The sequence below is a fragment of the Bradyrhizobium sp. JR4.3 genome (assembly GCF_040547695.1).
GTDB lineage: Bacteria > Pseudomonadota > Alphaproteobacteria > Rhizobiales > Xanthobacteraceae > Bradyrhizobium > Bradyrhizobium canariense.
Genome location: NZ_JBEPQF010000038.1, coordinates 1 through 23881 on the forward strand (window position 1 = coordinate 1; position 23881 = coordinate 23881).

Here is a 23881-nt window from a genome sequence, read left to right on the forward strand (position 1 = left end):
CGCAATTCCGGCGCCGTGGCGGTGGTCGAGGGCGCGGGCGACCATTGCTGCGAATACATGACCGGCGGCATCGTGGTCGTGCTCGGCAAGACCGGACGCAACTTTGCGGCCGGCATGTCGGGCGGCATCGCCTATGTGCTGGACGAGACCGGCGACTTCGACAGGCTGTGCAACATGGCAATGGTCGAGCTCGAGCCGGTACTGTCGGAAGAGCTGATCAACGCGGGCACCTATCACCATTCCGGTGACCTCGAGGCGCACGGCCGGGTCGACGTGTTCAAGGACCTGCTCGCCTCCGACGTCGAGCGGCTCCACGTCCTGATCACGCGCCATGCCAAGGCGACCGGCTCCAGGCGCGCCGCCGACATCCTGGCCAACTGGAAGGACTGGCTGCCCAAATTCCGCAAGGTGATGCCGGTCGAATACCGGCGCGCGCTGCGCGAGATGGCCGCCAACGCGGACGCCGAGCCGAAAATCGCGATCGGGGCGTAGGACATCAGCGCCCGTCATTGCGAGCGCAGCGAAGCAATCCAGACTTTCTACTCGGAAGCAGACTGGATTGCTTCGTCGCAAGAGCTCCTCGCAATGACGGTGAGGAAACAACAAACGATTAGACGGCAGGGACTTCGGGTTTAATGGGCAAGATCACGGGTTTTCTCGAAATCGAACGGCATGACCGCAAGTACACCCCGGTCGCCGAGCGCGTGAAGCATTTCCACGAGTTCGTCGTTCCCCTCTCCGAGAAGGAAACGCGCGACCAGGCCGCGCGCTGCATGAACTGCGGCATTCCCTATTGCCACGGCACCGGCTCCGTCGCGCCCGGCACGCCGGGCTGCCCGGTCAACAACCAGATCCCGGACTGGAACGACCTCGTCTACCAGGGCAACTGGGAAGAAGCCTCGCGCAATCTGCACTCGACCAACAATTTCCCGGAGTTCACGGGACGCATCTGCCCGGCGCCGTGTGAAGCGTCCTGCACGCTCAACATCGACGACAACCCCGTCACCATCAAGACCATCGAATGCGCGATCGTCGACCGTGCCTGGGACAATGGCTGGCTGAAGCCCGAGGTCGCCGCCCACAAGACCGGCAAGAAGGTCGCGGTGATCGGCTCGGGTCCGGCCGGCATGGCCTGCGCGCAGCAGCTCGCGCGCGCCGGCCACGACGTGCATCTGTTCGAGAAGTTCGCCAAGGCCGGCGGCCTGCTGCGCTACGGCATTCCCGACTTCAAGATGGAAAAGAACGTCATCGACCGCCGCGTGGCGCAGATGGAAGGCGAAGGCGTCACCTTCCACTACAACAGCCATGTCGGCGTCGACGGCAACGTCGATCCGCGCGAGATGCTCAACGAGTACGACGCCGTCGCGCTGACCGGCGGCGCCGAAGCCCCGCGCGACCTGCCGATCCCCGGCCGTGACCTCGCCGGCATCCACTACGCCATGGACTTCCTTCCGCAGCAGAACCGCCGCGTGTCCGAGGAGCCGCTCGGCGGCGTCCAGGAGATTCTGGCCGGCGGCAAGCATGTCGTTGTCATCGGCGGCGGCGACACGGGATCCGACTGCATCGGCACCTCGCTGCGCCAGGGCGCGCTCTCCGTGACCCAGCTCGAGATCATGCCCGCTCCGCCCGAGCACGAGAACAAGGGCCTGACGTGGCCGAACTGGCCGCTGAAGATGCGGACGTCCTCGAGCCAGGCCGAAGGCGCGGTCCGCGAATTCGCAGTGCTGACGCAGAAGTTTTCGGGCGATAACGGCAAGGTCAAGAAGCTGCATTGCGTGCGCGTCGACGACAAGTTCAAGCCGATCGCCGGCACCGAGTTCGAGCTCGACGCCGACCTCGTCCTGCTCGCGATGGGCTTCGTCCATCCCGTGCACGAGGGCCTTTTGAAGCTGCTGTCGGTCGAGCTCGACCCGCGCGGCAACGTCAAGGCCAACACGCTCGACTACCAGACCTCACGCCCGAACGTGTTCACCGCCGGCGACATGCGCCGCGGCCAATCGCTGGTGGTCTGGGCCATCCGCGAGGGCCGGCTGTGCGCAAGGTCGATCGATACGTTCCTGATGGGGAAGACGGATCTGCCGCGCTGAACTTTGCGCGAGCCGCGCAAGCTCGGAGTCAGGCAATAAATCCGCTGTCGTCCTGGCGAAAGCCAGGACCCATACCGCGTGATCCCTCGATCGTTGGCCGGTCGCAGTACCAAACGACGAGTCTTCGCCAAACTACTCCCTGGGGTAATGGGTCCTGGCTTTCGCCAGGACGACACCTCGGGCTTGGTATCGCCAATGGCAACGGCCACACGCGCTAATTCTGCAGCCTCACCCCGACCATCACTACCGTCCCCTCCGAGCTTGAGCCCGCCTGGTTCGAATCCAGGATGTCGTGGCGGAGCGTGCCCTTGATCCAGATGTTGCGGTTGAGCTTGTAGATCAGATTGCTTTCGAACGAGTAGGTCTTGTCGTTGCGATTCTGGCCCTGGTAGTCGTAGGTGCCGTAGGTGAATTTGCCGACGGCAGTGAGCCAGCGGCGGAAGTCGTGATCGACTTCGACCCCGTAGGTATGCACCAGCACGCCGGAGGAGCCGGGGATAGTGGTTTCGGCGATCTGCGTGTCGGTGGCGAATTTCACCGTGGTGAGGCCGCTTGCGTTCCAGATCAGCGAGCCCGAGGTCAGGAAGCCGGAGAGCTGGCTCAGGCGCGGATCGACATAGTTGCGTGCGGAATAGCCGACCGAGACCTCGCCGGTCAGGATGCGCGAGAACTCGAAGGACGTGCCGACCTTGGCGTAGCCGCCGTTTGAATCGCGGAAGAAGCCGTTGCGGTCGGCGGCCTGGTCGTGCACGCGGGTGTCGCCCTGGATCTCGACGAACGGCTTCAAGCCCGGCTTCAATTCGTAGGAGAAACGCCCCACGCCGCCATACTGGTTGAAGTCGCGGTCATCGTTGCTGAAGGTCGAGCCGTCGGTGAGTTTCGAGTTGGTGTAGGCGGTGCGATCGACGGTCGCGCCAGCCGCGACCTGGAAGCGGTTGAAGGTCTGGTCGAAGCCGACGGTCGTGCCATAGGTGGCATAAACAGGAAATTTCTGCAGGCCGGCCTGCACGTTCGGACTGCCGGGATTGTCGGTGGCGAGCCGCAGTCTCAGCTGCGTGGTCAGCTTGAGATCGCGATTGACGTCGATGCGGCCGTCGATGTGGCCGTTGAAGTCGGGGCGGTCAACCTCGACCGGCGACGGCGAGGCAAAGCCGTCGATCGTCGCCGGCATGTTGTTGGTGTAGCCCGAGAACGAGCCGCGCAGATCCGCGACCAGCGCGTGGCGCTCCCAATCGGACGCCACGAGAAGGTCGGGCGCAACGACATAGGCCGGCGAGCCGACCGGCTTGTTCAAGCGCGCCGGGTTGGTGTCGTAGCCGGTGGAGAGCTCGAGCCCGCCCTTGATCAGGAAGCTGCCCGCATAGTCGCCGACCGCGCCGAACGCATCCTCGTCGAGCTTGAGGCGGCGGCGCAGCGGCTGACCGGGCACGTTGCCGGCCAGCGCCGGCGGCACCGGCGTCTTGTGCGCGGTCTCGGAGGGCGGCGGCGCGATGCGCGGCGGGCCGAGCGTTCGCTCCGGCGTTGCCGGCGGCACCGGCGAGCCGGGGCCGACCGGGCGCTTCGGCTTCGGCTGTCCGGGATAGAGCTTCGGCTGCTGTCGCTTGCGGTTGAGCGAATCGTAGCCGGAGGCGCTGGCGCCATTGGCGGCAGGCAGGCCGTAGATCGGGACCTGGTTGGTCGGGTTTGGGTTGGTCGGGTTTTGGCTGTTCGGGTTCTGGCCTGGGCGCGCCGGCGCCTGCTGGCGCTTTCGCAAATCGGCATTGGGATCTGGCAGCGTCGGCAGTGCATCCGACGGTGCCTGCGGCACGCCCGCGGTCCGGCGCGTCGGCAGCGTGTCGGGCGATGCGAAGCCACCGCGGTTAGGACTGAACAGATCGGGGGTGAGGCTCTGGGCCGTCCCGGGGGCGCTTCCGAGGACCGTCAGCGCAAAGCACGGCAAAGCCGCGCGCAGAAAATGCGCGCGCTTGCTCCGGCTCGTGCCTGGAGACGACCCCACGATGGAAGAACTCCAACGAAATCAAACACTTTCGCGATCATCCCAGCCGATCGGCGGGAACTATCGTTAATGGAGTTAAAACAATTATGGTTAACGACCGGTTGAGGGTTGGGGCGCCCTCGTCGCCTCGAAGGCCGTGGCGTGCTAAGCAGGCGCCAACGGACGAACGCCCCTCCTCCCTGGACCAGAACATGCCGAGTTCGAAACCGCTGATGACCCAATCATCCGGCCCCATTCCCGACAGCGTCGAATCCGCACTCCGCACGCTGGAAACGGAGAGCGGCGGTATCAACGCGCTCGCCGCCGCCCTGCGCGGCCCGCTTGGCGCGAGCTTCGCCCAGGCGGTCGATCTGATCCGCAACGCGAAGGGCCGCGTCATCGTCACCGGACTCGGCAAGTCGGGCCATATGGGCCGCAAGATCGCGGCAACGCTGGCCTCGACCGGCACGCCCGCCTTCTTCGTGCACACCGCCGAAGCCGCCCATGGCGACCTCGGCATGATCACCACCGACGACGTTATCATGGCGCTGTCCTGGTCCGGCGAGCAGCCGGAGATGAAGACGCTGGTGAACTATTCCGCGCGGTTCGCGATCCCCATGATCGCGGTGACGTCGAACGCGGCGTCCTCGCTCGGACAAGCGGCCGACATCGTGATCGAGCTGCCGAAGGCGCGCGAGGCCTGCCCGCACAATCTGGCGCCGACCACCTCGACCCTGATGCAGGCCGCGATCGGCGATGCGCTCGCGATCGCCCTGCTCGAAGGCCGCGGCTTCACCGCGCTGGAGTTCGCGCATTTCCACCCCGGCGGCAAGTTAGGGGCGATGCTGAAGTTCGTCCGCGACTACATGCGCACCGGCGCGGAGATCCCGGTTAAGCCGCTCGGCACCAAGATGTCGGACGCGGTGATGGAGATGTCGGCCAAGGGCCTCGGCTGCGTCTGCATCGTCAACGATGCGGCCGAGGCTGTCGGCATCATCACCGACGGCGACCTGCGCCGTCACATGCGGCCGGACCTGCTGGCGGCATCGGTCGATGACGTCATGACCAGGCAGCCGAAAACCGTGCCGCCCTCGATGCTGGCCACCGAGATGATCGAGGTGCTCAACACCCGCAAGATCACGACGCTGGTGGTGACCGAGGCTGACAAGGTGGTGGGCATCGTGCACCTGCACGATTTGCTGCGGGCGGGCGTGGCGTAGGGGGCCCATCTCCTCCGTCATTGCGAGCGTAGCGAAGCAATCCAGACTGCCTCCGCGGAAAGACTCTGGATTGCTTCGCTACGCTCGCAATGACGACGGTTAAAGCTACGCCGGAAATCTTGCCGCCGTCTCCTCCAGCGGCAACCGCAGTCCGTTCGCCAGATACGAGACCGTGCGGTAGAAGCCGCACAGCAGCATGATCTCCAGGATCTGCGCCTCGTCGTAATGCGCCGACAGCGCGGCGAACTCGGCGTCGTCAAGCGACGCACGGTGATGCAGCGCGTCAACGGCTGCGATCAGCGCCTGCTCGGCCGGGGACCAGCACGATGACGCCGCATCGCCCTGCACGGTCGCACGCACCTCGTCATTGGTAAGCCCCGCCGGCGCGCCGAAGATCGCGACGTGCACGCCCCATTCATATTCGCATTTGTTCAGCGCGCAGGTGCGGTCAATGACGATCTCGCGCTGGCGCAACGAGAGCGGGCCGGGATCGAGCAGGCCGGCGGCGCGAAATTTGTCCCAGGCGCGGGTTTGGCCCGCCATCACCCGGAACAGCAGCAGCGGCGGCGCACCGCGCATGATGCGGTCGAACTGCGCCTGGATCTCCGGGGGATAAGGCGGGGTGAGCGGGGCAATGCGCGGCGTGGCCTGGGACATCGGCCGTCTTCCTTGCTACATTTACTGTAGCATTACGCTACACTATTTGTAGCGACACGCAAGAGGCCGACAATGGCGAAACAGACCACTTCCAGATCGCGCGGCGTCCGTGGCTCGCGCACCGGGCGGCCGACCATGGTGCTGCTCGACCTCCTGGGACGACGCTGGAGCCTGCGGATCCTGTGGGAATTGCGCGATGCCCCCCTCACCTCGCGCGCATTGCGCACCGCCTGCGACGAGGCCTCGCCGACGGTGCTGCAGGCGCGGCTGGACGATTTACGCGAGGCCGGGTTCGTGGCGCTCGGCGAAGCCAGCGGTTACGGGCTGACGGCGCTCGGACGGGAATTGTGCGAGACGTTCATGCCACTGCACCGGTTTGCGGAGAGGTGGAAGAAGAGCTGAGATGCAGCGGCGCTTCCGACCTTCCTTCTCCCCTTGCGGGAGAAGGTGGCGCGAAGCGCCCGATGAGGGGTGTGCATCCCCAAACTCAGTTCGGCATTCGGGGAGAGATACCCCTCACTCGCCGCTCCGCGGCGAGCCACCCTCCCCCACAAGGGGGGAGGGAAAATAGCTACGCCGCCGCCACCGTCAGATTCGCGCCGTCCACTTGCACCACCTTCACACGCGTGCCTGCCGGCGTATCGGGGCCTGCGACGCGCCAGACGGTGTCGCCAATGCGCATGGTGCCGTTGCCGTCGACGATCGGCTTCTCCAGCGTGAACTCGCGGCCCAAGAGCGCCTCGGAGCGCTTGTTGAGGAAGGGGCTGGCGGCAATTGCATCCGGCTTCGGCCGGGCGAGGCGGCGCCATACCGGCACGGCGGCGGCGGCGAAGATCGCGAACATCACGAGCTGGATCTGCCAGGATATCGCTACTCCGAACGAGATCAGCCCGACCAGCAGCGCGGCGAGTCCGAGCCAGAACAGGAAGACTCCCGGCGCCAGCACCTCCAGCGCCATCAGGATGAAGCCGAAGATCAGCCAGTTCCAGGTGCCGAGCGATACGAACATGTCGGTCATGACACGACCTCTTTCAAATGACGCATGCCCTTGTCGGAAAACCGGTGTCCACTTTTCCGGGGCATGCGCTTTACCCCTGACGCGGCGGCACCGCGGGTGGCGTGCTGCCGGTCGTCGGCACCGAGCCGCGGCGGGCGGCAGCGGCCGCGGACGCCGCGCTTTCACCGAACGTTGCCTTTGCAATCTCGCCGATGCCGGCGAGCGAGCCCAGCATGCTCATGGCTTCGACCGGAAGCATGATGACCTTCTGGTTCGGCGATTCAGCCAGTTGCCCGAACGCCTTGATATACTTGTCGGCGATAAAATAGTTCAGCGCCGCGACGTCGCCCTTGGCGATGGCTTCACTGACCATCTGCGTCGCCTTGGCCTCAGCTTCCGCCGACCGCTCGCGTGCTTCGGCGTCGCGGAAGGCGGCCTCGCGGCGACCTTCCGCCTGGAGAATTTGGCCCTGCTTGGCACCCTCGGCGCGCAGGATCTCGGACTGGCGTGCACCTTCAGCCTGAAGGATGTCGGCGCGTTTGACGCGCTCGGCCTTCATCTGTCGGCCCATGGCTTCGACGAGGTCCGCCGGCGGCACGATGTCCTTGATCTCGATACGATTGACCTTAAGGCCCCAGGGCGAGACGGCGGCATCGACCACACGCAGCAGGCGCTCGTTGATTTCGTCGCGATGCGACAACACCTGGTCGAGATCCATCGACCCCATCACCGAACGGATGTTAGTCATGGTCAGCACGGTGACGGCTTGGGTCAGGTTTGAGACCTCGTAGCTCGCCTTGGCGGCGTCGAACACCTGAAAGAAGGCGACGCCGTCGACGGTCACGGTGGCGTTGTCCTTGGTGATCACCTCTTGCTCGGGAATGTCGATCACCTGCTCCATCATGTTGATCTTGCGTCCGACGCGATCGAAATAGGGCACGATCAGATTGAGCCCGGGGCTCAGCGTCTGGGTGTATTTGCCGAACCGCTCGATGGTCCAGTCATAGCCCTGCGGCACCGTCTTTACGCCGGCCACCAGCGTGACGATGACGAGCAAAACCAGGACAATCGCGAAAATGTCGAAACCGCTCATATTTCCTCCAAGGCGGAAAAGATTGTTGGAAAAGGCCCTTTTCCGCGCTGTCATTGGTCGGGATCACGACCCCAAGGGTTCAGTAAAGCGTTCGGTAAAGGATCCAGTGTTCAGCGGTCGTAGATGATTTCGGCATCGGCAGGATTCTACACAAGACGCCGGGAGAGGGAATGGTCGCGATTATGTATTTGCGAGGCGCTCTTGAAAGCGCGCTGGAGCAGACCTAGCGACGACGTTAACGAATCCGGCCGTGCCGGCGGTCGCAGCCAAATCCTACTCGATGACCTCGTTCGCGGTTGCGAGCAGGCTTGGCGAAAGCGTGACGCCGATCGCCCTGGCCGTCTTCAAGTTGATCGCCAGCTCGAACGTGGTTGGATTTTGGACCGGCAGGTCGGCCGCCCGCGCCCCCTTCAGGATGCGATCGATATAGGAGGCGGCGCGGCGGAGCTGCTCGGCGCTGTCGGTGCTGTAGGACATCAAGCCACCCTCGTCGACGAAGGTACGGCTCCAGAACACCGCCGGCACGCGCGCTTCATTGATGGCCGCCAGCAGAAGCGCACGGTTGGACATGGTGAAGAAGTCCGGCAGCACCAGCAGGCCGCCGTCTTTCCGCGAAGCCAGGGCGACGATCGAGGCCGTGTCATGGATCGGCGCCGGCTCCACCGTCACATCGAGCGCGCGGCCAGCATCCTCGATCGTACCCAGCATCAGCGGCGCGAACGGCGCGGTGGCGGGATTGTAGACCACGAAGACACGGGACGGTCTTGGCACGACCTGCGTCAGCATCTCGAGCCATTTTCCGGCCAGCGGGCCGTCGTAATCGGTGAAGCCGGTGACATTGCCGCCGGGATGGGCGAGATTCTGGACAAAGCCCTGGCTGACCGGATCGGTGACGACGGCGAAAACGATCGGGATCGTCGTCGTGCGCCGGCGCAGCTCCTCGACCGAGGGCGTGCCGACCGCAAGCAGGATGTCGGGCTTGAGCGCCACGAGTTCGTCAGCGAATTGCGCGATCCGTGCGCGGTCGCCGCCGCCGTTGCGCCAATCGATCTTGAGGTTGTCGCGCTCCTTCCAGCCATGGCCGGCAAGCGCCTGGACCAGGACCGCGCTACGCGTCGGCCCGATCGCATCGTCGGCCGCCGTGACCGAGAGCACGCCGAGCCGGCGCGTCGGCTGCTGCGCCAGCACTGAGGCCGGCAGCGCAGCGGCCACCCCAAGAAGCGCCAGAACCTCGCGGCGGTTCATGGGGCGCTCCTCGGATCCAGGCTCACTCTATCCAGCCCTGGAGTTCGCGCAGCACCAGCGTTCGGATCACATCCATGCCGGGGTTGCTGTCGTTGAGGCAGGGGATCGCGGAAAACTGCTCGCCACCATTGTGCTCGAAGATCTCGGCATTCTCCTGCGCGATCTCCTCCAGCGTCTCGAGGCAGTCGGCGGAAAAACCCGGCGTGATCACCGCGATGCGGCGCACGCCCTCTTTCGCCAGACGCTCCATGGTCTTGTCGGTGTAGGGCTGCAGCCACTCGTCGAATCCGAAGCGCGACTGGAAGGTCAGCAGCAACTTTGTCTCGTCCATCCCCAGCCGGCGGCGCAGCGCCTCCGTCGTGGCCACGCATTGGTCCTGATAGGGATCGCCCTTGTCGACATAGGCCTTCGGCATGCCGTGGAAGGAGGCGACGATCAGCTCCGGCTTGAACGGCAGGCTCGCCAGATGCGTCTCGACCGAGGTGGCGAGCGCCTCGATATAGGCTTCGTCCTCGTAATAAGGCGGCGTCACCCGCAGCGTCGGCTGCGCGCGCAGCCGCGCAAGCACGCGAAACACCTCGTCGCAGACGGTGGCCGACGTCGCAGCCGAATATTGCGGATAGAGGGGTACGGCAAGAATGCGATCGCAGCCCTTCGCAATCAGCGCATCGACGCCCGACTTGATCGAGGGGTTACCGTAGCGCATCGCCCATTCCACCGTCACCTGCTCGCGGTCCGACAGCATGGCTCCGAGCTTGTCGCTCTGCGAGCGCGTGATGGTCTTGAGCGGCGACTCGTTCTTCTCGGTGTTCCAGATCTTGAGATAGTCGCGCGCCTTGGCGCGGGGGCGGGTGCGCAGGATGATGCCGTTCAGCACCAGCTTCCAGATCAAGCCCTGATCCTCGATGACACGGGCGTCCGAGAGGAACTCCTTCAGATAGACCCGCACGCCGCGCGCGTCGGCGGTATCGGGCGTGCCGAGATTGACCAGGAGCACGCCGACGCGCGAGGGGGCGGGCTGCGTGGCCGGCATCGCGGTCTTGAGAGGGGCTAGGGTTGTCATGCCTCGTTGGGTCGCGCGTTGCCCCGAGCTTGTCAAGATCAGGCCGGTTTCGCTAGGGTCGCACCGAGGCGGGGAGGAAAGATGACACTCGCGGAATGGTGCGTCTTCGGAGCATTGCTGCTCTATTTGGTGACGATCGCCTCGGTCAAATGGATCAGGTTTCGCGGGTTCGACAATTCACGCCCGCGCGATCCCGCCTTCTACGAAGACGCCATCGCGCAGCGCGCGCTCGGCGCCCACCAGAATGGTATCGAGACCTTTCCGTTCTTCGCCTTTGCGGTGCTGCTGGCCGAATACAGGGATTCGCCGCAGCGCCTGATCGACGAGCTCGCGGTGCTGTTCCTGATCGTGCGGATCGCCTATGTGCTGACCTATCTCGGCAACCGCCCGACGCTGCGCTCGATCCTCTGGAGCATCGGCTTTGCGATCAATCTCGGGATATTCTTCATGCCGGCGTTGAAGCAGTTTCTGCCGGTGTGAGTTCGTGAAACCGTAGCCCGGATGGAGCGAAGCGTAATCTGGGGTCCCCTCCACGGCGGCACTGTCCCGGATTGCGCTTCGCTCCATCCGGGCTACAACACCTGCCGCTCAAAAACACGTCGTCCGTTCGGCCGCGACGTAACCCAACAACAGGCCTGCGCCGAACAGCAGCACGAGGCCGGCGGCGGCGAATTCGATGCCGCGCATGAACATTGCGCCGCTGCCGTCGCGTCCGGCGCTCAGGCGGGCGGCGATGTCCTTGGCGGAGACGGCGACCACCGCAATGGCCGCGACGGTGATCGCGGTGCCGAGCCCCATCAGCAAGGTCGCGGCGATGCCGGCCCAGAACAGGCCTTGGGCCAGCGCGAACACCAGCACCAGGATCGCGCCCGAACAGGGACGGATGCCGACGGTCAGGATCGCGGCAAAGCCGCGTCCCCAGCCACCCGGGCCGCCGAGTTCGCTCGGGGTGGGGCCGTGGGAATGGCCGCAATGCTCGTCATGGACGTGGTCATGCTGGTGGTGATGATGGGCGTGCGCATGGTGATGGTCGTGATCATGGTCATGCGGCACGCCCGCGATCGCCGGCACCGGCTGGACCACCTGGAGCGCGCGGATGAAGGTGCGGCCCTTGACCCAGACCAGGCGCAGACCGAACAGCGCGATCAACGCGTAGCTCGCGATCTCGATCACGCCCTCCGCCTTGCACATAGTCTTGGCGGTCGCATTCAGCACCCAGGCCGAGATGCCGACCATCAGGATCGCCACCAGCGACTGCATCAACGCCGAGGCAAACGACAGCGCGATGCCCCGCCGGGCGGTCTCGCGATTGGCGACGAGATAGGAGGCGATCACCGCCTTACCGTGGCCCGGGCCGGCCGCGTGGAAAATGCCATAGGCAAAGGAAATGAACAGCAGCGTCCACACCGCGGAGCCATCGGACTTCGCGGCGCGGATGGTCGCCGACATCTGCCGATAGAATTCCGACTGTTTTGCCAACAGCCAGCCGATCAAGCCGCCGGCCTCGGGCTGGGCAGCTTGTGGCGAACGCGGCGCGCCGAACGGGTTCTGCGCGAGGAGATCGTGGAGCGCCGCATCGGTCACGCCCACGACGAGAAGAACGCCGGCGCAGACAGCGAGCCCGCGTGCCATGGGCGTGAGTTGCCGCTTCACGGGCAATCCACCGTGATCTTGTTGGCGAACATCATGCCGAAATTGGAATTCTCGCCGTTCATGAAGGTCTGCTCGTTGAGCTTCTGCGCACTCGCGGTGCCGTCGCTCGGCCGCTCAAGTTTCATCTGGCAGCCGGCGGGCGCGCCGACCAGCTTGACCGGTTTGTCCTTGGCCATCTGGAAGTCGATGAAGAAGGAGCGGTCGAACACTTCGAGCATCAATTGCTTGGGCTTGACCGGGTTCTTCAGCGGCAGCGTGAAGTGCAGGGTCAGCACGGTATCCTTGTAGTCGAGGAAATAGTCGACCGGCTCCTGGAATCGCTCCTTCTTGCCGTCGGCTCGCGCGAAGGTGAAGTAGGCATATTCCTTCAGCGACTCGACATTGGTCTGCGCCAGCGGCCCCAGCTCCTCGCGGGTGTAGGCGCCCTTGGTCTTGCTCTCGAGCCCCTGCACCGCATAGGCCGAGAACATGTCGTCAAACGTCCAGGCGTGGCGCACGCCGGTGATGCTGCCGTCCGCGGCATAGAGCAGCTCGCTCATCGCTGTGATCCAGACATGCGGGTGCGCCTGCGCCGCGCCCGAGGTGAGCGACAGGGCGACACCGAGCAGCAGCCCCAACAGGGCCCGCATGCCCATCAGGCCGCCTTCGGAGCGTCGAGCAGGCCGCGGCGACGCAAGAGCGCGTCGGGCTCCGGCGGGCGGCCGCGGAAGGCCTCATAGGCGGCTTCCGGATCGACCGATCCGCCGCTCGAGTAGATGTCGTCATGCAGGCGTTTTGCGACGGCGGGATCGAAGATGTCGCCGGCTTCCTCGAACGCGCCGAAGGCGTCGGCATCCATCACCTCCGACCACATGTAGCTGTAATAGCCGGCGGCATAGTGATCGCCGGTGAAGATGTGACCGAATTGCGTGGGACGGTGACGCAGCGAGATCTCCTCGGGCATGCCGATCTTTTCCAGCTCGCGTCTCTCGAAGGCGCGGACATCCTGCGCGGCGGAGGCCGGCTGGGTGTGGAATTCGAGATCGATCAGCGCCGAGGAGACGAACTCGACGGTGGCAAAACCCTGGTTGAATTTTCGGGCGGCCAGGAACCTTTGCAGCAGATCGTCCGGCAGCGGCTCGCCGGTCTGGTAGTGGCGGGCGAACTGCTGCAGCACCTCCGGTCGCTCCTGCCAGTGCTCGTAGAGCTGCGACGGCAACTCGACGAAATCGGTGAACACGGAGGTGCCCGACAGCGACGGATAGGTCACGTTGGAGAGCATGCCGTGCAGGCCGTGGCCGAACTCGTGGAACAGGGTGCGGGCGTCGTCCGGCGACAGCAGCGAGGGTTCCCCATCCGCGCCCTTTGAGAAGTTGCAGATGTTGAGGATCAGGGGTGCGACCTCGCCGTCGAGCTTCTGCTGGTCGCGCAGCGAGGTCATCCAGGCGCCGGAGCGCTTCGACGGCCGGGCGAAGTAGTCGCCATAGAACAGCGCCTTGTGCTTGCCGTCCTGCCCCTTCATCTCCCAAACCCGGACGTCCGGATGCCAGACCGGCACGTTCTTGCGCTCCTCGAAGGTGACGCCGAACAGGCGCGTGGCACAGTCGAAGGCGGCGGCGATCATGTGATCGAGCGCCAGATACGGCTTGATCGCGGCGTCGTCGAAATTGGCGCGCTGAAGGCGGAGCTTTTCGGCATAGAAGCGCCAGTCCCAGGGGGCGAGCTTGAAATTGCCACCCTCCTCCGTGATCAGCGCCTGCATGTCGTCGCGGTCGGCGAGGGCCCGCGCCCGCGCCGGTTTCCAGACCCGCTCCAGAAGGCCGCGCACCGCTTCCGGCGTCTTGGCCATGGAATCCTCGAGCCGGTAGGCCGCGAAAGTCGGATAGCCCAGGAGATTGGCGCTCTCCTCGCGCAGCTTCAGGACCTCGACGATGGTCGCGTTGTTGTCGTTGGCATTGCCGTTGTCGCCCCGCGCGGTGAAAGCCTTGTAGACCTTCTCCCGCAGGTCACGCCGGGCCGAGCTCTTCAGGAACTGTTCCACCGAGGAGCGCGACAGCGTGACGATGGCCTTGCCGGCCATGCCGCGTTCTTCTGCCGCAGCCTTGGCGCTGGCGACAAAACTCTCCGGCAGGCCCTGGCGGTCGGCTTCGCCGAGCTCCATGAACCATTCCTGCTCGTCGCCGAGCAGATGATGACTGAAGCTGGTGCCGAGCTGGGCGAGTCTCTCGTTGATCTCTGCCATCCGCGTCTTTGCCTCTTCGGAGAGGCCGGCGCCGGAACGGTGGAAGCGGGTGTAGGTACGCTCGAGCAGGCGGAGCTGTTCCGGTGTCAGACCGAGATTGGCGCGGTTCTCGTGCAGCTGGGCGATGCGGCCAAACAGCACGGCGTTCATCATGATGGGATTCCAGTGCCGCGCCATCCGCAAGGAAACCTCCTTGTCGATCTCCAGGATGGCCGGGTTGGAATGCGCCGAGACGAGGTCGTAAAAGACTGACGCAACCTTGCTGAGCAGCTTGCCCGAGCGCTCCAGCGCCGTGATGGTGTTGGCGAAGTCGGGCGCAGTCGGGTCGTTGGTGATCGCAGCGATCTCGGCGGAGTGGTCCGCGAAGGCCTGCTCGAAGGCCGGGAGGAAGTGCTCCGGCCTGATCTCGTCGAAGGGCGGGGTCGCAAATGGCGTCACCCAGGCCTTCAGCAGCGGGTTGGTCTCGGAGTCCGTAGTTTGGCGGGTTTCTGACATTACAAGTCCCGATTTGTGGCTCGATTGTTGCGGCCAGCTATAGCACGCGATGGGGCTTTTTTGGGCCATTTGCCCTTGCTCCCGGCTGCCTTTTCGGGGAGATTGCGGCCCTTCAAAGCCTAGGACCCCTGAGCTCATGAACGCGACTTCCTCGTCTTCCCGTCGGATCGTCTGGCCGAGCGTCATCACCGTCATCAGCGCCGCCATCCTGATCGGCGCCGAGGTGTTCGGCGCGGCGTTTGCCGGCGGCTGGGCGCTCGCGATCCTGTTCGGGCTGGGCGAGCAGGGCACGCACATCCTTCAGGCCGCGCTGTTCGCGCTCGGCGTGCTCGTCATGACTGCCTTCATCCGCGCCGCTCAGCGCGTCGAGCCGTTCACGAAGCGCGGCTGAAGCGCGCACGCGCGCGAGTGACGCGCGCCGCACAGAAAACTTAACGCGCGTTCATCTTCCGCGTCGCTCGCGCAACACTGCGCAAGCAGATGTTAGGCAATTCTGTTCGCAGGCTAAAAAATCTCTTGCGAAGCAGAGTCAAAACACTTATGTGCGGATTGCCCAATTTCGCACGTGCCTGTGGTCGTGTGTCAGTCGGTAGGTATCCGGACAAGAGGCCGGACAGCCGCCAAGGGGTGAAGAAGCCGAGGGGCTCTTCGGAAGTGTGGAAGTCGGAAGGCTCATAGCCGGAAGACGAAAGCAAACCCGGAGCGTCCAGCATCTCTCTCAAAGAGATGCCTTGTCGAAGGTGACTTTGCTCTTTGCAACCGTGACTGGCAGCCGGAGGCGAACCGGCGCACCCCGCTCTCAACGGGGGACGCGACTTAAAGCAACGACGGATCGGGCTTTTTTGGTCTCTACCGGCAGTCCAACGCCGGCGCGGGCTACTGAAAAGGCTTGTCCTTCATTGCCAGGTGTGCGGGCGGGAACATTCCCAACCAATCCACGGCAGCACAGTCTGATCTGAGTCTTTGGCTCGTCGCGCCTCCATCGCGCGATCTGGCCGGAGCGCTCTTATCCGACGTCATTTTTTGAACGGATCCCCGTCGCTGGGCCGTTTGGGAGAGTGCTATGACCGACCGTATCCAGGAATTCCTGCGCAACCGCCGCAGCGAGGGCCTCGACACCGAACCGTGCCTCGTCGTCGACCTCGAAGTCGTGCGCGACAATTACCAGACCTTTGCCAAGGCGCTGCCCGACAGCCGCGTGTTCTATGCCGTCAAGGCGAACCCGGCGCCGGAAGTGCTGGCTTTGCTCGCCTCCATGGGCTCCTGCTTCGACACCGCCACGGTCGCCGAGATCGAGATGGCGTTGGCCGCCGGTGCGACGCCCGACCGCATCTCCTTCGGCAACACGATCAAGAAGGAGCGCGACATCGCGCGTGCCTTCGCGCTCGGCATTCGGCTGTTCGCGGTCGATTGCGTCGCCGAGGTCGAGAAGGTCGCCCGTGCAGCCCCCGGCGCAAAGGTGTTCTGCCGCATCCTCTACGACTGCGCCGGCGCCGAATGGCCGCTGTCGCGCAAGTTCGGCTGCGACCCGGAGATGGCCGTCGACGTGCTCGACGTTGCCAAGCGTCTGGGCCTGGAGCCGTGCGGCATCTCCTTCCATGTCGGGTCGCAGCAGCGCAAGGTGAAGGCGTGGGACCGTGCACTGGCGATGGCCTCGCAGGTGTTCCGCGACTGCGCGGAGCGCGGTATCAACCTGACCATGGTCAACATGGGCGGCGGTTTCCCGACCAAGTACCTGAAGGACGTGCCGCCGGTGGTCACCTACGGGCGCTCGATCTTCCGCGCGCTGCGCAAGCACTTCGGCAACCAGATTCCGGAGACCATCATCGAGCCGGGCCGCGGCATGGTGGGCAACGCCGGCATCATCGAGTCCGAGGTCGTGCTCATCTCCAAGAAGAGCGACGAGGACGAGGTGCGCTGGGTCTATCTGGACATCGGCAAGTTCGGCGGTCTCGCCGAGACCATGGACGAGTCGATCCGTTACGCCATCCGCACCCCGCATGACGGTGCGGACATGACACCGTGCGTGCTCGCTGGGCCAACCTGCGACAGCGCCGACGTGCTGTACGAGAAGAACCCGTATCCGCTTCCGGTGACGCTCGAGATCGGCGACAAGCTGCTGATCGAAGGCACCGGGGCCTATACGTCGACCTACTCGGCGGTGGCGTTCAACGGCATCCCGCCGTTGAAGACCTACCACATCTGATCCGCCTCTCGTCTGAGGCCTGACGAACCCGGGAGCCGGCTTGCCGGCTCCCTCCCTGACATTTCGATTTCTGACGACGCCTTGGACCGGCGTGCTTTGCGCACGTCGGCTTCAAGCGGGGACTGACGCGCCATGACTGCTCTTCGGAAGACACAGGTTGACCCCACCTCGAAAGCCGCTCCGTTCGCGATCCGTGCGGAGCGTGCTGGCGACGTTGCGATGCGTGAAGCGCTGCTCGATGCGTCCTTTGGCGATAACCGCCATGGCCGCACCTGCCAGCGCCTGCGCGACGGACGCGCACCCGCAGCCGGCCTTGCGCTGGCCGCGATGCGCGAGGGGAAGCTCGTGGGAACCGTGCGGCTGTGGCACGTCAGCGCCGGAGGCAGGCCCGCTCTGGTCCTCGGACCGCTGGCGGTGGACCCTGCCTGCCGCGAGCTCGGGATCGGCGCCGCGCTGATGCAACAAGCGCTGGCTGCCGCCCGGGCGCGCGGGCATGAAGCCGTGATCCTGCTCGGCGATGCCCCTTATTATGCTCGCTTCGGTTTCTCGCCCGAGAGGACCGGCGCGCTGGTGCTGCCCGGCCCGTTCGAGCGCGACCGCCTGCTGGCGGTCGAATTCCAGACCGGTGCGCTGGATGGCGCCGAAGGGATGATCGTCCCGACCGGCGCGGCCTTGCCCAAACGGAGGGTAGTTCGCGCCCTCGAGGCGCGCGCGGCCTAAGGGATTGCCATGATGGCGAGGACCGAAGCCGCATTGAGCGGCGATGCTCGCGCGTGTCCGTTTCTTTAGGGTTGCGCGGGCCTGAGAAACGCCCTTTAACCCGCCAAACGCCCCCTTCAGTCGAGGCCCAAGACCATGTCCCGTCGCCTGATCTCCACCGGCTCTCCGCTTGAGAAGACCGTCGGCTACAGCCGCGCCGTGATCGACGGCGAGTTCGCCTTCGTCGCGGGCACCACCGGCTATGACTACACGACGATGGCCATGCCGGCCGATGTCACGAGCCAGTCACGCAACTGCTTCAAGACCATCGAAGCCGCCCTGCAGGAGGGCGGATTCGAGATGGCCGATATCGTCCGCGCGACCTATTACGTCACCGACGCTAGCTATATCGATGCCCATTTCGCCGTCTGCGGCGAGGTTCTCGGTGACATCAGGCCGGCCGCGACCTTGCTGGTCGTCAGCGGCCTCGCCAAGCCCGAGATGAAGGTCGAGATCGAAGTCACCGCCAAGCGCCGTAGCGCTTGATCCACCCACCCTTTGTCCGCCAGCACGTTCCGGAGAAACCATCCCATGAGCCCCGCCTCGCAGATCTACGCGAAGATCACTGGTCCCATCGTCATGGTCGGCTTCGGCTCCATCGGGAAAGGCACGTTGCCGCTGATCGAGCGGCATCTCGATTACGACAAGTCGCGCGTCACCGTGATCGATCCCAAGGACGAGGGCCGCAAGGCGCATTGCGAGAAGCACAATGTGCGTTTCATCCAGAAGGCCGTGACCAGGGACAATTATCGCGAGTTGCTGACCCCGCTGCTCACTGAGGGCGGCGGCCAGGGCTTTTGCGTCAATCTCTCGGTCGATACCGGTTCCACCGACATCATGGAGCTCTGCAACGAGCTCGGCGCTCTCTATATCGACACCGTCAACGAGCCCTGGCTCGGCTTCTATTTCGACTCCTCGAAAGGCCCGGAAGCGCGCTCCAATTACGCCCTTCGCGAAGCGACGCTGGCTGCCAAGAAGGCGCGCCCCGCCGGCTCGACGACGGCGGTCTCCTGCTGTGGCGCCAATCCCGGCATGGTCTCGTTTTTCGTGAAACAGGCGCTGCTCAATGTCGCCGCCGATCTGAAGCTCAATGCCCCCAAGCCGAAAACCAAAGCCGAATGGGCGGACTTGATGCGACAGGCCGGCATCAAGGGCATCCACATCGCTGAACGCGACACCCAGCGCTCCAAGAAGCCGAAAGAGCCGGATGTCTTCGTCAACACCTGGTCGGTGGAAGGTTTTCTGTCGGAAGGCGTGCAGCCATCAGAACTCGGCTGGGGCACCCATGAAAAATGGATGCCCGAAAATGCGCGGACTCACGAAGCCGGCTGTGGCGCTGCCATCTATCTGATGCAGCCCGGCGCCAACACGCGCGTGCGCACCTGGTGCCCGACCCGCGGCGCGCAGTATGGCTTCCTCGTCACCCACAACGAGTCGATCTCGATCGCCGACTATTTCACCGTGCGCGACGCATCGGGCACGGCGGTGTACCGTCCGACCTGCCACTATGCCTATCATCCGGCTGACGACGCCGTGCTGTCACTGCATGAAATGTTCGGCCGCGCCGCGAAGATGCAGGAGAAGCACCACATCCTCGACGAGAACGAGATCGTCGACGGTATCGACGAACTCGGCGTGCTGCTGTTCGGCCATGACAACAATGCCTATTGGTACGGCTCGCAGCTCTCCATCGAAGAGACCCGCAAGCTCGCGCCCTACCAGAACGCCACTGGCCTGCAAGTGACCTCCGCCGTGCTCGGCGGCATGGTGTGGGCGCTCGAAAACCCGAACGAAGGCATCGTCGAAGCCGACGAGATGGATTTCGATCGCCTGCTGGAAATTCAGCTGCCGTATCTCGGCCCGGTGAAGGGGTTTTATACCGACTGGACGCCGCTGACGGATCGTCCGGGACTGTTTCCGGAGGATATCGATACGTCAGATCCGTGGCAGTTCCGGAACGTTCTGGTGCGGTGAGAGCCGTCACCCAACTCTCCGCTCGTCATTCCGAGGCGCGCCACTTGGCGCGAGCCCGGAATGACAGGGGAGCCTACTTCCTCTCAATCGGCGGCGCGATCTTCTCGGCTGGCGCTGGCGGCAATGCTGGTTTAGCCGCACCGGCAGCCCCTTGCGTCTGTGGGTCGGGTCGCGCCGGCTCTGGGGCGGGCGTGGTCGGCCGGTCGCCGCCGGGCTTGGCTTCCGCGGGCTTGTTCTGATCGTCGGACGGCGTGCCCTGAAGGGGTTGCGTCGCCTGGGCCGTCTGCATCCGGGTCTCGGCGCGGATTTGCGCCAGCGACATGCCTGACACTACGACGCCTGCCGCGAACAGCGAGCAGGCAACCATCAGGTCGAGCTTCAGTCTGCGCTTGTCATATTGGCCGGGCATGTCGATCACCGCCTTTGTCCAGGGGATCAACGAAATCGCCGGTCTGCGGTTCCCTGCCCGTGACGGCCGGAACTCGACGCCTGCGCGCTCAATCCGTGGTGCTGACCTCCCAGGTGGCGTGGCGGACGCCGGGCAGGTGCTGGAGATCGGTCGCCACCGCATTCAGCTCGTTCGGATCGACGGCGCTCGCGACCAGCTTTGCCACGATCTCGATCAAATCATCCCCGGTTTCGACCATTTCGATATCGGCCACCAGATATTTTGCGCCCTCGAGCTTCTCGACGAGCCGGTCGCGCATGTCGGGCAAGGCGTCCGGTGCGACCGCGAGCTTGAAGTAATAGGTCGCCTCGGAGGTCTTCTCGTTCAGCGGAATGCGGTTGATGGCGTTGACCAATGGCCGCAACATGGTGTTGCCGGCAATCACGAACACCGTCAGCGCCGCCGCCTGGGCAATCATGTCGGCGCCCGCGCAGGAGCCGACCGCGGCTGAAGCCCATAGCGTCGCCGCGGTATTGAGCCCGCGCACGTCCATGCCCTGCTTCATGATGACGCCGGCGCCGAGGAAGCCGATGCCCGAGACGACGTAGGAGATCACCCGCACCGCGCCGTCGGCGCCGGTCAGGTGCATGGCGAGATCGACGAAGGCGGCGGCGCCGACCGCGACCAGCACGTTCGTACGCAGGCCCGCGGTGCGCTGGCGGTACTGCCGCTCGGCACCGATCAGCGTGCCCAGCACGAAGGCCGTGAACAGACTGACCAGCGTGTCCGCAAAGTCAGCGATCTGGAAGGTCGTCAGAAACCGCATGGCCCCATCTACGGCCGGAACGATGACAGATCAAAGCTCCAGCAGCCCGCCATCCCCATTTTCGTCGGCGAACGCCAGCAGCGTCCCCTTGGCGTTCCAGGCGAGCGCGGCCACCGGCGGCGTGCCATTGCGGCGGACAAGGATCTCGGCGCCGTCCTCCAGACGCACCATCAGCACGGTGCCGTCGCTATAGCCGGCGGCGAAGATGTCGTTCCTGGGATGGCATGCGACGACCGACACGCGCGCCTGGAGCGGCGCGAGCATCGCGGGCTCCTTGCCCATCGGGCCGTCCTTGCTGGCAAACGGCCACAGGATCACCGTGTCGGCGCCCGAGGTCGCCAGCGCCTTGCCGCCCGCGCTCCACGACATCGAGCGGACGCGGCCGGGATAGCCGGTCATACGCATGTGCCTGTTGTCGGCAAGCCGCCACCCGTGCAGCGCGGATTCGTGCATCGTGGTGACCAGGAATTTGTTGTCCGGGCTGAAGGTGACGCCGAGATGCGAGCCAGCCCAGGGCAGGAATTCGGCCGATCCCGCCATGTTGGGAAACCACAGCGTCGCGCCGTTGTAATGGGCGATCGCGAGACGCTGGCCCTTCGGCGCAAACGCGAGGCCGCCAACGGTTGAGGGCACCTCAAGCGACTTCTCCTCGCTCTTGCCGCTCTTGAAGAAAGCGGTCTTGCCGGCCGACCAGGCGTAGGCACCGTCCGGATGCAGCGCCACCGCATCGATCCAGCGCCGTTTCGGGTCGCTCGCAAGCAGCGTCACCTCGCCCTTGGCGTCGAGCGACACGACTTTTCCATCGTCGCCGCCCATCACGAGGCGCTTGCCATCGGAGGCGGCCGAGAGAATGCCGCCGCTGTGCACGGCGACCTTGCTGATCTCGCCCTGGCCATCCACGAACGCGACATTCTCCTCGCCGCCGACGAAGGCAGCGCGGGGCCCAAGGAAATGCACGGAGGTCACGACCATGCCGAGCGCGAGCGGCTTGACGCGCTCGGTGACGGAGACGATCGAGGCGGAATCGGCGGGCGGCGTAAACTCTTTCATCACGAGACGATGCAGCTCTCAAAACCCTGGCGAATGAGATCTTGCGGCAATTCGCGGCCGATGAAGACGAGGCGGCTCTCGCGCGGCTCGCCGTCCTTCCACTTCCGCTGGTGGTTGCCCTCCAGCATCATGTGGACGCCCTGGAAGACGTAACGGTCGTCGTCGTCGTGGAAGGCGAGGATGCCCTTGGAGCGCAGGATCTTGCCGCCCTCCACCTGCACCAGATTCTGGAGCCAGGGCATGAACACGTTGGGATCGAGCGGCTTGTCGGTCTTGAGCGACAGCGATTGCATATCCTCGTCGTGATAGTGCTTCAGGCCGTGGCCGTGATCATGATCGTGATGATGGTCGTGGCCGTGGTGATGATGATCATGGTCGTGGTCATGATCATCGGCATTCAGGAAGTCCGGCTCGATGTCGAGGATGCGATCGAGGTCGAAGGCGCCGCGGTCGAGCACGTCGGCCAAAGCCACCGAGCAGCGCTCGGTGCGGTGCAGCTTCGCATAGGGGTTGATGGCACGGATGCGGGCCTCGACCTCGGCAAGCTCGCCCTTGGTGACGAGATCGGTCTTGTTCAGCACGATGACGTCGGCAAAGGCGATCTGGTTCTTGGCCTCGGGCGCGTCCTTGAGACGGTCGGACAGCCATTTTGCGTCCGCAACCGTGACCACCGCATCGAGACGCGCGTTCTTCTGCACGTCCTCGTCGACGAAGAAGGTCTGGGCCACCGGTGCCGGATCGGCAAGACCGGTGGTCTCGACGATGATGGCGTCGAACTTGCCCTTGCGCTTCATCAGGCCTTCCATGATGCGCACGAGATCGCCACGCACGGTGCAGCAGATGCAGCCGTTGTTCATCTCGAACACTTCCTCATCGGCGCCGATGATGAGGTCGTTGTCGATGCCGATCTCGCCGAATTCGTTGACGATGACGGCGTACTTCTTGCCGTGGTTTTCCGACAGGATGCGGTTCAACAGCGTGGTCTTGCCGGCACCGAGATAGCCGGTCAGGACGGTCACGGGAATTTTTGGGGCGGTCGCTTCAGACATAACAACTCCGGACTTCGGGCTTTTCGCGCGACGCGAGGCGGGGTGGCCCCTGCCCTAGTGGTCAAGCGCGCTGGTCAGGGCCTTTATATTGTGCCTGACCATATCAATGTAAGTGGGTGCAGGCCCCTTTTCGCCGGTCAAACCGTCCGAAATCAGGGTCCCGCCGACTTTTGAGCCGGTCTCCGCCGCGATCCGCCGGATCAGCCGGTCGTCGCTGATATTTTCCAGGAACACGGCTGGGATTTTCTGGGCCTTGATCTGGCCGATGATGGTGGCGATGTCCCGCGCGCTGGGCTCGGTTTCCGTGGAGACGCCGAGCGGCGCGATGAATTGGACGCCGTATTCGGCGGCGAAATAGCCGAAGGCGTCATGGGTCGAGATCACCTTGCGCCGCTCCTGCGGGATTTTGGCCACGGCATCGCGGACCTCGCGGTCAAGCGTTTCGAGCTTTTCCAGATAGGCCTTGGCCTGGGCGCGGAAGAGCTCCGCGTCATCAGGGTCGGCCGCGGCCAGCGCATTGGCGATGTCGGTGACGTAGATTTTGGCGTTGGGAACGGACTGCCAGCCATGCGGGTCGGCGGCCGAACCGAGCTTGAGCGGCGCGATGCCGGCGCTCGCGGTGATCACCTGCGCCTTGGATCCGGAGGACTGCACGAGGCGCGGCAGCCAGCCCTCGAGACCAAGGCCGTTGACGATGACCAGCTTTGCGTCCGCGATCCGCTTCGCATCGCTGGGCGCGGGCGTGTAGACGTGGACGTCGCTGTCGGCCCCGACCAGCGTCGTCAGATTGATCCGGTCGCCGCCGACATTACGGACGAAATCGGCGAGGATCGAGAAGCTCGCGACGACCTTCAGCTGCTCCGCAGCGTGCAGCGGCGAGGCGATCAGCAAGAGCACACAAAGCAGGATGCGCCGCATCGCTG

At 64.7% G+C, this 23881-nt stretch carries 24 protein-coding genes; 10 read left to right on the forward strand and 14 right to left on the reverse strand.

From position 1 onward, the window contains the following. Together ABIB91_RS35380 and ABIB91_RS35385 are read left to right on the forward strand one after the other, a co-directional pair. On the forward strand, positions 1 to 492 hold a 492-nt coding region (locus tag ABIB91_RS35380; RefSeq protein WP_502917064.1), incomplete at its 5' end, for a GltB/FmdC/FwdC-like GXGXG domain-containing protein. A 143-nt stretch (positions 493 to 635) separates the two neighbouring features. After that, entirely contained in the window at positions 636 to 2087 is a 1452-nt protein-coding gene (locus tag ABIB91_RS35385) for a glutamate synthase subunit beta (protein ID WP_354171504.1), read from the forward strand. Positions 2088 to 2301: 214 nt separating this feature from the next. On the opposite strand, the gene ABIB91_RS35390 is transcribed toward ABIB91_RS35385, so the two are convergent. After that, positions 2302 to 4083, reverse strand: a complete 1782-nt coding sequence (locus ABIB91_RS35390; protein ID WP_354171502.1) for an outer membrane beta-barrel protein — start codon at positions 4081 to 4083, stop codon at positions 2302 to 2304. A 191-nt stretch (positions 4084 to 4274) separates the two neighbouring features. On the opposite strand from ABIB91_RS35390, the gene ABIB91_RS35395 reads away from it, so the two are divergent. Beyond that, positions 4275 to 5282 (forward strand): KpsF/GutQ family sugar-phosphate isomerase, encoded by a 1008-nt coding sequence (locus tag ABIB91_RS35395; RefSeq protein WP_354171500.1) that lies wholly within the window; start codon positions 4275 to 4277, stop codon positions 5280 to 5282. Positions 5283 to 5387: 105 nt separating this feature from the next. Here ABIB91_RS35395 and ABIB91_RS35400 read toward each other — a convergent pair whose 3' ends face one another. Next, positions 5388 to 5939 (reverse strand): carboxymuconolactone decarboxylase family protein, encoded by a 552-nt coding sequence (locus ABIB91_RS35400; protein ID WP_007597148.1) that lies wholly within the window; start codon positions 5937 to 5939, stop codon positions 5388 to 5390. A gap of 72 nt (positions 5940 to 6011) precedes the next feature. On the opposite strand from ABIB91_RS35400, the gene ABIB91_RS35405 reads away from it, so the two are divergent. Further along, the gene (locus tag ABIB91_RS35405) at positions 6012 to 6341 is read left to right on the forward strand and encodes a winged helix-turn-helix transcriptional regulator (RefSeq protein ID WP_354171497.1); all 330 of its coding nucleotides are present in this window, start codon (positions 6012 to 6014) and stop codon (positions 6339 to 6341) included. Positions 6342 to 6510: 169 nt separating this feature from the next. On the opposite strand, the gene ABIB91_RS35410 is transcribed toward ABIB91_RS35405, so the two are convergent. The 4 genes from ABIB91_RS35410 to hemH form a co-directional block, all read right to left on the reverse strand. Beyond that, on the reverse strand, positions 6511 to 6957 hold the full coding sequence (locus ABIB91_RS35410) for an NfeD family protein (RefSeq protein ID WP_219680332.1): 447 nt from the start codon (positions 6955 to 6957) through the stop codon (positions 6511 to 6513). A gap of 70 nt (positions 6958 to 7027) precedes the next feature. After that, complete coding sequence (locus ABIB91_RS35415) at positions 7028 to 8029, reverse strand: SPFH domain-containing protein (protein WP_219680333.1); 1002 nt, start codon at positions 8027 to 8029, stop codon at positions 7028 to 7030. 273 nt (positions 8030 to 8302) lie between these two features. Next, the gene (locus ABIB91_RS35420) at positions 8303 to 9274 is read right to left on the reverse strand and encodes an ABC transporter substrate-binding protein (protein WP_354171494.1); all 972 of its coding nucleotides are present in this window, start codon (positions 9272 to 9274) and stop codon (positions 8303 to 8305) included. Between the two features lie 22 nt (positions 9275 to 9296). Beyond that, the gene (hemH, locus tag ABIB91_RS35425) at positions 9297 to 10337 is read right to left on the reverse strand and encodes a ferrochelatase (protein ID WP_219680338.1); all 1041 of its coding nucleotides are present in this window, start codon (positions 10335 to 10337) and stop codon (positions 9297 to 9299) included. 81 nt (positions 10338 to 10418) lie between these two features. Between hemH and ABIB91_RS35430 the strand changes: the two genes are divergently transcribed. Further along, positions 10419 to 10817, forward strand: coding sequence for an MAPEG family protein (locus tag ABIB91_RS35430; RefSeq protein WP_354171492.1), 399 nt, complete (start codon positions 10419 to 10421; stop codon positions 10815 to 10817). A 108-nt stretch (positions 10818 to 10925) separates the two neighbouring features. Here ABIB91_RS35430 and ABIB91_RS35435 read toward each other — a convergent pair whose 3' ends face one another. Genes ABIB91_RS35435 through ABIB91_RS35445 form a run of 3 tightly spaced genes read right to left on the reverse strand, consistent with a single transcriptional unit; the run spans position 10926 to position 14706 of the window. Further along, the gene (locus ABIB91_RS35435) at positions 10926 to 11990 is read right to left on the reverse strand and encodes a nickel/cobalt transporter (protein WP_354171490.1); all 1065 of its coding nucleotides are present in this window, start codon (positions 11988 to 11990) and stop codon (positions 10926 to 10928) included. Beyond that, positions 11987 to 12625: a DUF1007 family protein gene (locus tag ABIB91_RS35440; protein WP_354171488.1), complete on the reverse strand. Its 639-nt coding sequence runs from the start codon at positions 12623 to 12625 to the stop codon at positions 11987 to 11989. Before ABIB91_RS35440 ends, ABIB91_RS35435 begins: the two co-directional genes overlap by 4 nt. After that, positions 12625 to 14706: a M3 family metallopeptidase gene (locus tag ABIB91_RS35445; protein WP_354126803.1), complete on the reverse strand. Its 2082-nt coding sequence runs from the start codon at positions 14704 to 14706 to the stop codon at positions 12625 to 12627. The genes ABIB91_RS35440 and ABIB91_RS35445 overlap by 1 nt, the downstream gene beginning before the upstream one ends. A 136-nt stretch (positions 14707 to 14842) precedes the next feature. Between ABIB91_RS35445 and ABIB91_RS35450 the strand changes: the two genes are divergently transcribed. From ABIB91_RS35450 to ABIB91_RS35470, 5 genes are all read left to right on the forward strand, one after another. Then, a complete protein-coding gene (locus ABIB91_RS35450) occupies positions 14843 to 15097 on the forward strand; it encodes a hypothetical protein (RefSeq protein ID WP_007597166.1) in 255 nt (84 codons plus the stop codon). A gap of 672 nt (positions 15098 to 15769) precedes the next feature. Then, positions 15770 to 16912, forward strand: a complete 1143-nt coding sequence (locus ABIB91_RS35455; RefSeq protein WP_354171485.1) for a type III PLP-dependent enzyme — start codon at positions 15770 to 15772, stop codon at positions 16910 to 16912. A 132-nt stretch (positions 16913 to 17044) separates the two neighbouring features. Continuing rightward, positions 17045 to 17632 carry a GNAT family N-acetyltransferase gene (locus tag ABIB91_RS35460; protein WP_354171483.1) on the forward strand — a complete coding sequence of 196 codons (588 nt, stop codon included), beginning with the start codon at positions 17045 to 17047 and terminating at the stop codon, positions 17630 to 17632. A 135-nt stretch (positions 17633 to 17767) separates the two neighbouring features. Continuing rightward, positions 17768 to 18157, forward strand: coding sequence for a RidA family protein (locus ABIB91_RS35465; protein WP_354126805.1), 390 nt, complete (start codon positions 17768 to 17770; stop codon positions 18155 to 18157). A 45-nt stretch (positions 18158 to 18202) separates the two neighbouring features. Next, on the forward strand, positions 18203 to 19645 hold the full coding sequence (locus tag ABIB91_RS35470) for a homospermidine synthase (RefSeq protein WP_354171481.1): 1443 nt from the start codon (positions 18203 to 18205) through the stop codon (positions 19643 to 19645). 73 nt (positions 19646 to 19718) lie between these two features. Here ABIB91_RS35470 and ABIB91_RS35475 read toward each other — a convergent pair whose 3' ends face one another. From ABIB91_RS35475 to ABIB91_RS35495, 5 genes are all read right to left on the reverse strand, one after another. Then, entirely contained in the window at positions 19719 to 20054 is a 336-nt protein-coding gene (locus ABIB91_RS35475; protein ID WP_007597175.1) for a hypothetical protein, read from the reverse strand. Positions 20055 to 20142: 88 nt separating this feature from the next. Then, complete coding sequence (locus ABIB91_RS35480) at positions 20143 to 20859, reverse strand: MgtC/SapB family protein (protein WP_219680356.1); 717 nt, start codon at positions 20857 to 20859, stop codon at positions 20143 to 20145. Positions 20860 to 20889: 30 nt separating this feature from the next. Then, the gene (locus ABIB91_RS35485) at positions 20890 to 21909 is read right to left on the reverse strand and encodes a WD40 repeat domain-containing protein (RefSeq protein ID WP_354171506.1); all 1020 of its coding nucleotides are present in this window, start codon (positions 21907 to 21909) and stop codon (positions 20890 to 20892) included. Beyond that, positions 21909 to 22958: a CobW family GTP-binding protein gene (locus tag ABIB91_RS35490; protein WP_007597188.1), complete on the reverse strand. Its 1050-nt coding sequence runs from the start codon at positions 22956 to 22958 to the stop codon at positions 21909 to 21911. The genes ABIB91_RS35485 and ABIB91_RS35490 overlap by 1 nt, the downstream gene beginning before the upstream one ends. Positions 22959 to 23012: 54 nt before the next feature. Further along, positions 23013 to 23876: a metal ABC transporter solute-binding protein, Zn/Mn family gene (locus ABIB91_RS35495; protein ID WP_007597189.1), complete on the reverse strand. Its 864-nt coding sequence runs from the start codon at positions 23874 to 23876 to the stop codon at positions 23013 to 23015. Between the last annotated feature and the right edge of the window lie 5 nt (positions 23877 to 23881).

Bases quoted from the DNA above. Each gene is read 5' to 3' on its own strand.
- ABIB91_RS35490 (WP_007597188.1), bottom strand. From the start codon at position 22,958: ATGTCTGAAGCGACCGCCCCAAAAATTCCCGTGACCGTCCTGACCGGC.
- ABIB91_RS35420 (WP_354171494.1), bottom strand. From the start codon at position 9,274: ATGAACCGCCGCGAGGTTCTGGCGCTTCTTGGGGTGGCCGCTGCGCTG.
- ABIB91_RS35485 (WP_354171506.1), bottom strand. From the start codon at position 21,909: ATGAAAGAGTTTACGCCGCCCGCCGATTCCGCCTCGATCGTCTCCGTC.
- ABIB91_RS35465 (WP_354126805.1), top strand. From the start codon at position 17,768: ATGTCCCGTCGCCTGATCTCCACCGGCTCTCCGCTTGAGAAGACCGTC.
- ABIB91_RS35410 (WP_219680332.1), bottom strand. From the start codon at position 6,957: ATGACCGACATGTTCGTATCGCTCGGCACCTGGAACTGGCTGATCTTC.
- ABIB91_RS35405 (WP_354171497.1), top strand. From the start codon at position 6,012: ATGGCGAAACAGACCACTTCCAGATCGCGCGGCGTCCGTGGCTCGCGC.
- ABIB91_RS35470 (WP_354171481.1), top strand. From the start codon at position 18,203: ATGAGCCCCGCCTCGCAGATCTACGCGAAGATCACTGGTCCCATCGTC.
- ABIB91_RS35460 (WP_354171483.1), top strand. From the start codon at position 17,045: ATGACTGCTCTTCGGAAGACACAGGTTGACCCCACCTCGAAAGCCGCT.
- ABIB91_RS35400 (WP_007597148.1), bottom strand. From the start codon at position 5,939: ATGTCCCAGGCCACGCCGCGCATTGCCCCGCTCACCCCGCCTTATCCC.
- ABIB91_RS35480 (WP_219680356.1), bottom strand. From the start codon at position 20,859: ATGCGGTTTCTGACGACCTTCCAGATCGCTGACTTTGCGGACACGCTG.
- ABIB91_RS35445 (WP_354126803.1), bottom strand. From the start codon at position 14,706: ATGTCAGAAACCCGCCAAACTACGGACTCCGAGACCAACCCGCTGCTG.
- ABIB91_RS35415 (WP_219680333.1), bottom strand. From the start codon at position 8,029: ATGAGCGGTTTCGACATTTTCGCGATTGTCCTGGTTTTGCTCGTCATC.
- ABIB91_RS35395 (WP_354171500.1), top strand. From the start codon at position 4,275: ATGCCGAGTTCGAAACCGCTGATGACCCAATCATCCGGCCCCATTCCC.
- hemH (WP_219680338.1), bottom strand. From the start codon at position 10,337: ATGACAACCCTAGCCCCTCTCAAGACCGCGATGCCGGCCACGCAGCCC.
- ABIB91_RS35440 (WP_354171488.1), bottom strand. From the start codon at position 12,625: ATGGGCATGCGGGCCCTGTTGGGGCTGCTGCTCGGTGTCGCCCTGTCG.
- ABIB91_RS35450 (WP_007597166.1), top strand. From the start codon at position 14,843: ATGAACGCGACTTCCTCGTCTTCCCGTCGGATCGTCTGGCCGAGCGTC.
- ABIB91_RS35385 (WP_354171504.1), top strand. From the start codon at position 636: ATGGGCAAGATCACGGGTTTTCTCGAAATCGAACGGCATGACCGCAAG.
- ABIB91_RS35475 (WP_007597175.1), bottom strand. From the start codon at position 20,054: ATGCCCGGCCAATATGACAAGCGCAGACTGAAGCTCGACCTGATGGTT.
- ABIB91_RS35495 (WP_007597189.1), bottom strand. From the start codon at position 23,876: ATGCGGCGCATCCTGCTTTGTGTGCTCTTGCTGATCGCCTCGCCGCTG.
- ABIB91_RS35430 (WP_354171492.1), top strand. From the start codon at position 10,419: ATGACACTCGCGGAATGGTGCGTCTTCGGAGCATTGCTGCTCTATTTG.
- ABIB91_RS35455 (WP_354171485.1), top strand. From the start codon at position 15,770: ATGACCGACCGTATCCAGGAATTCCTGCGCAACCGCCGCAGCGAGGGC.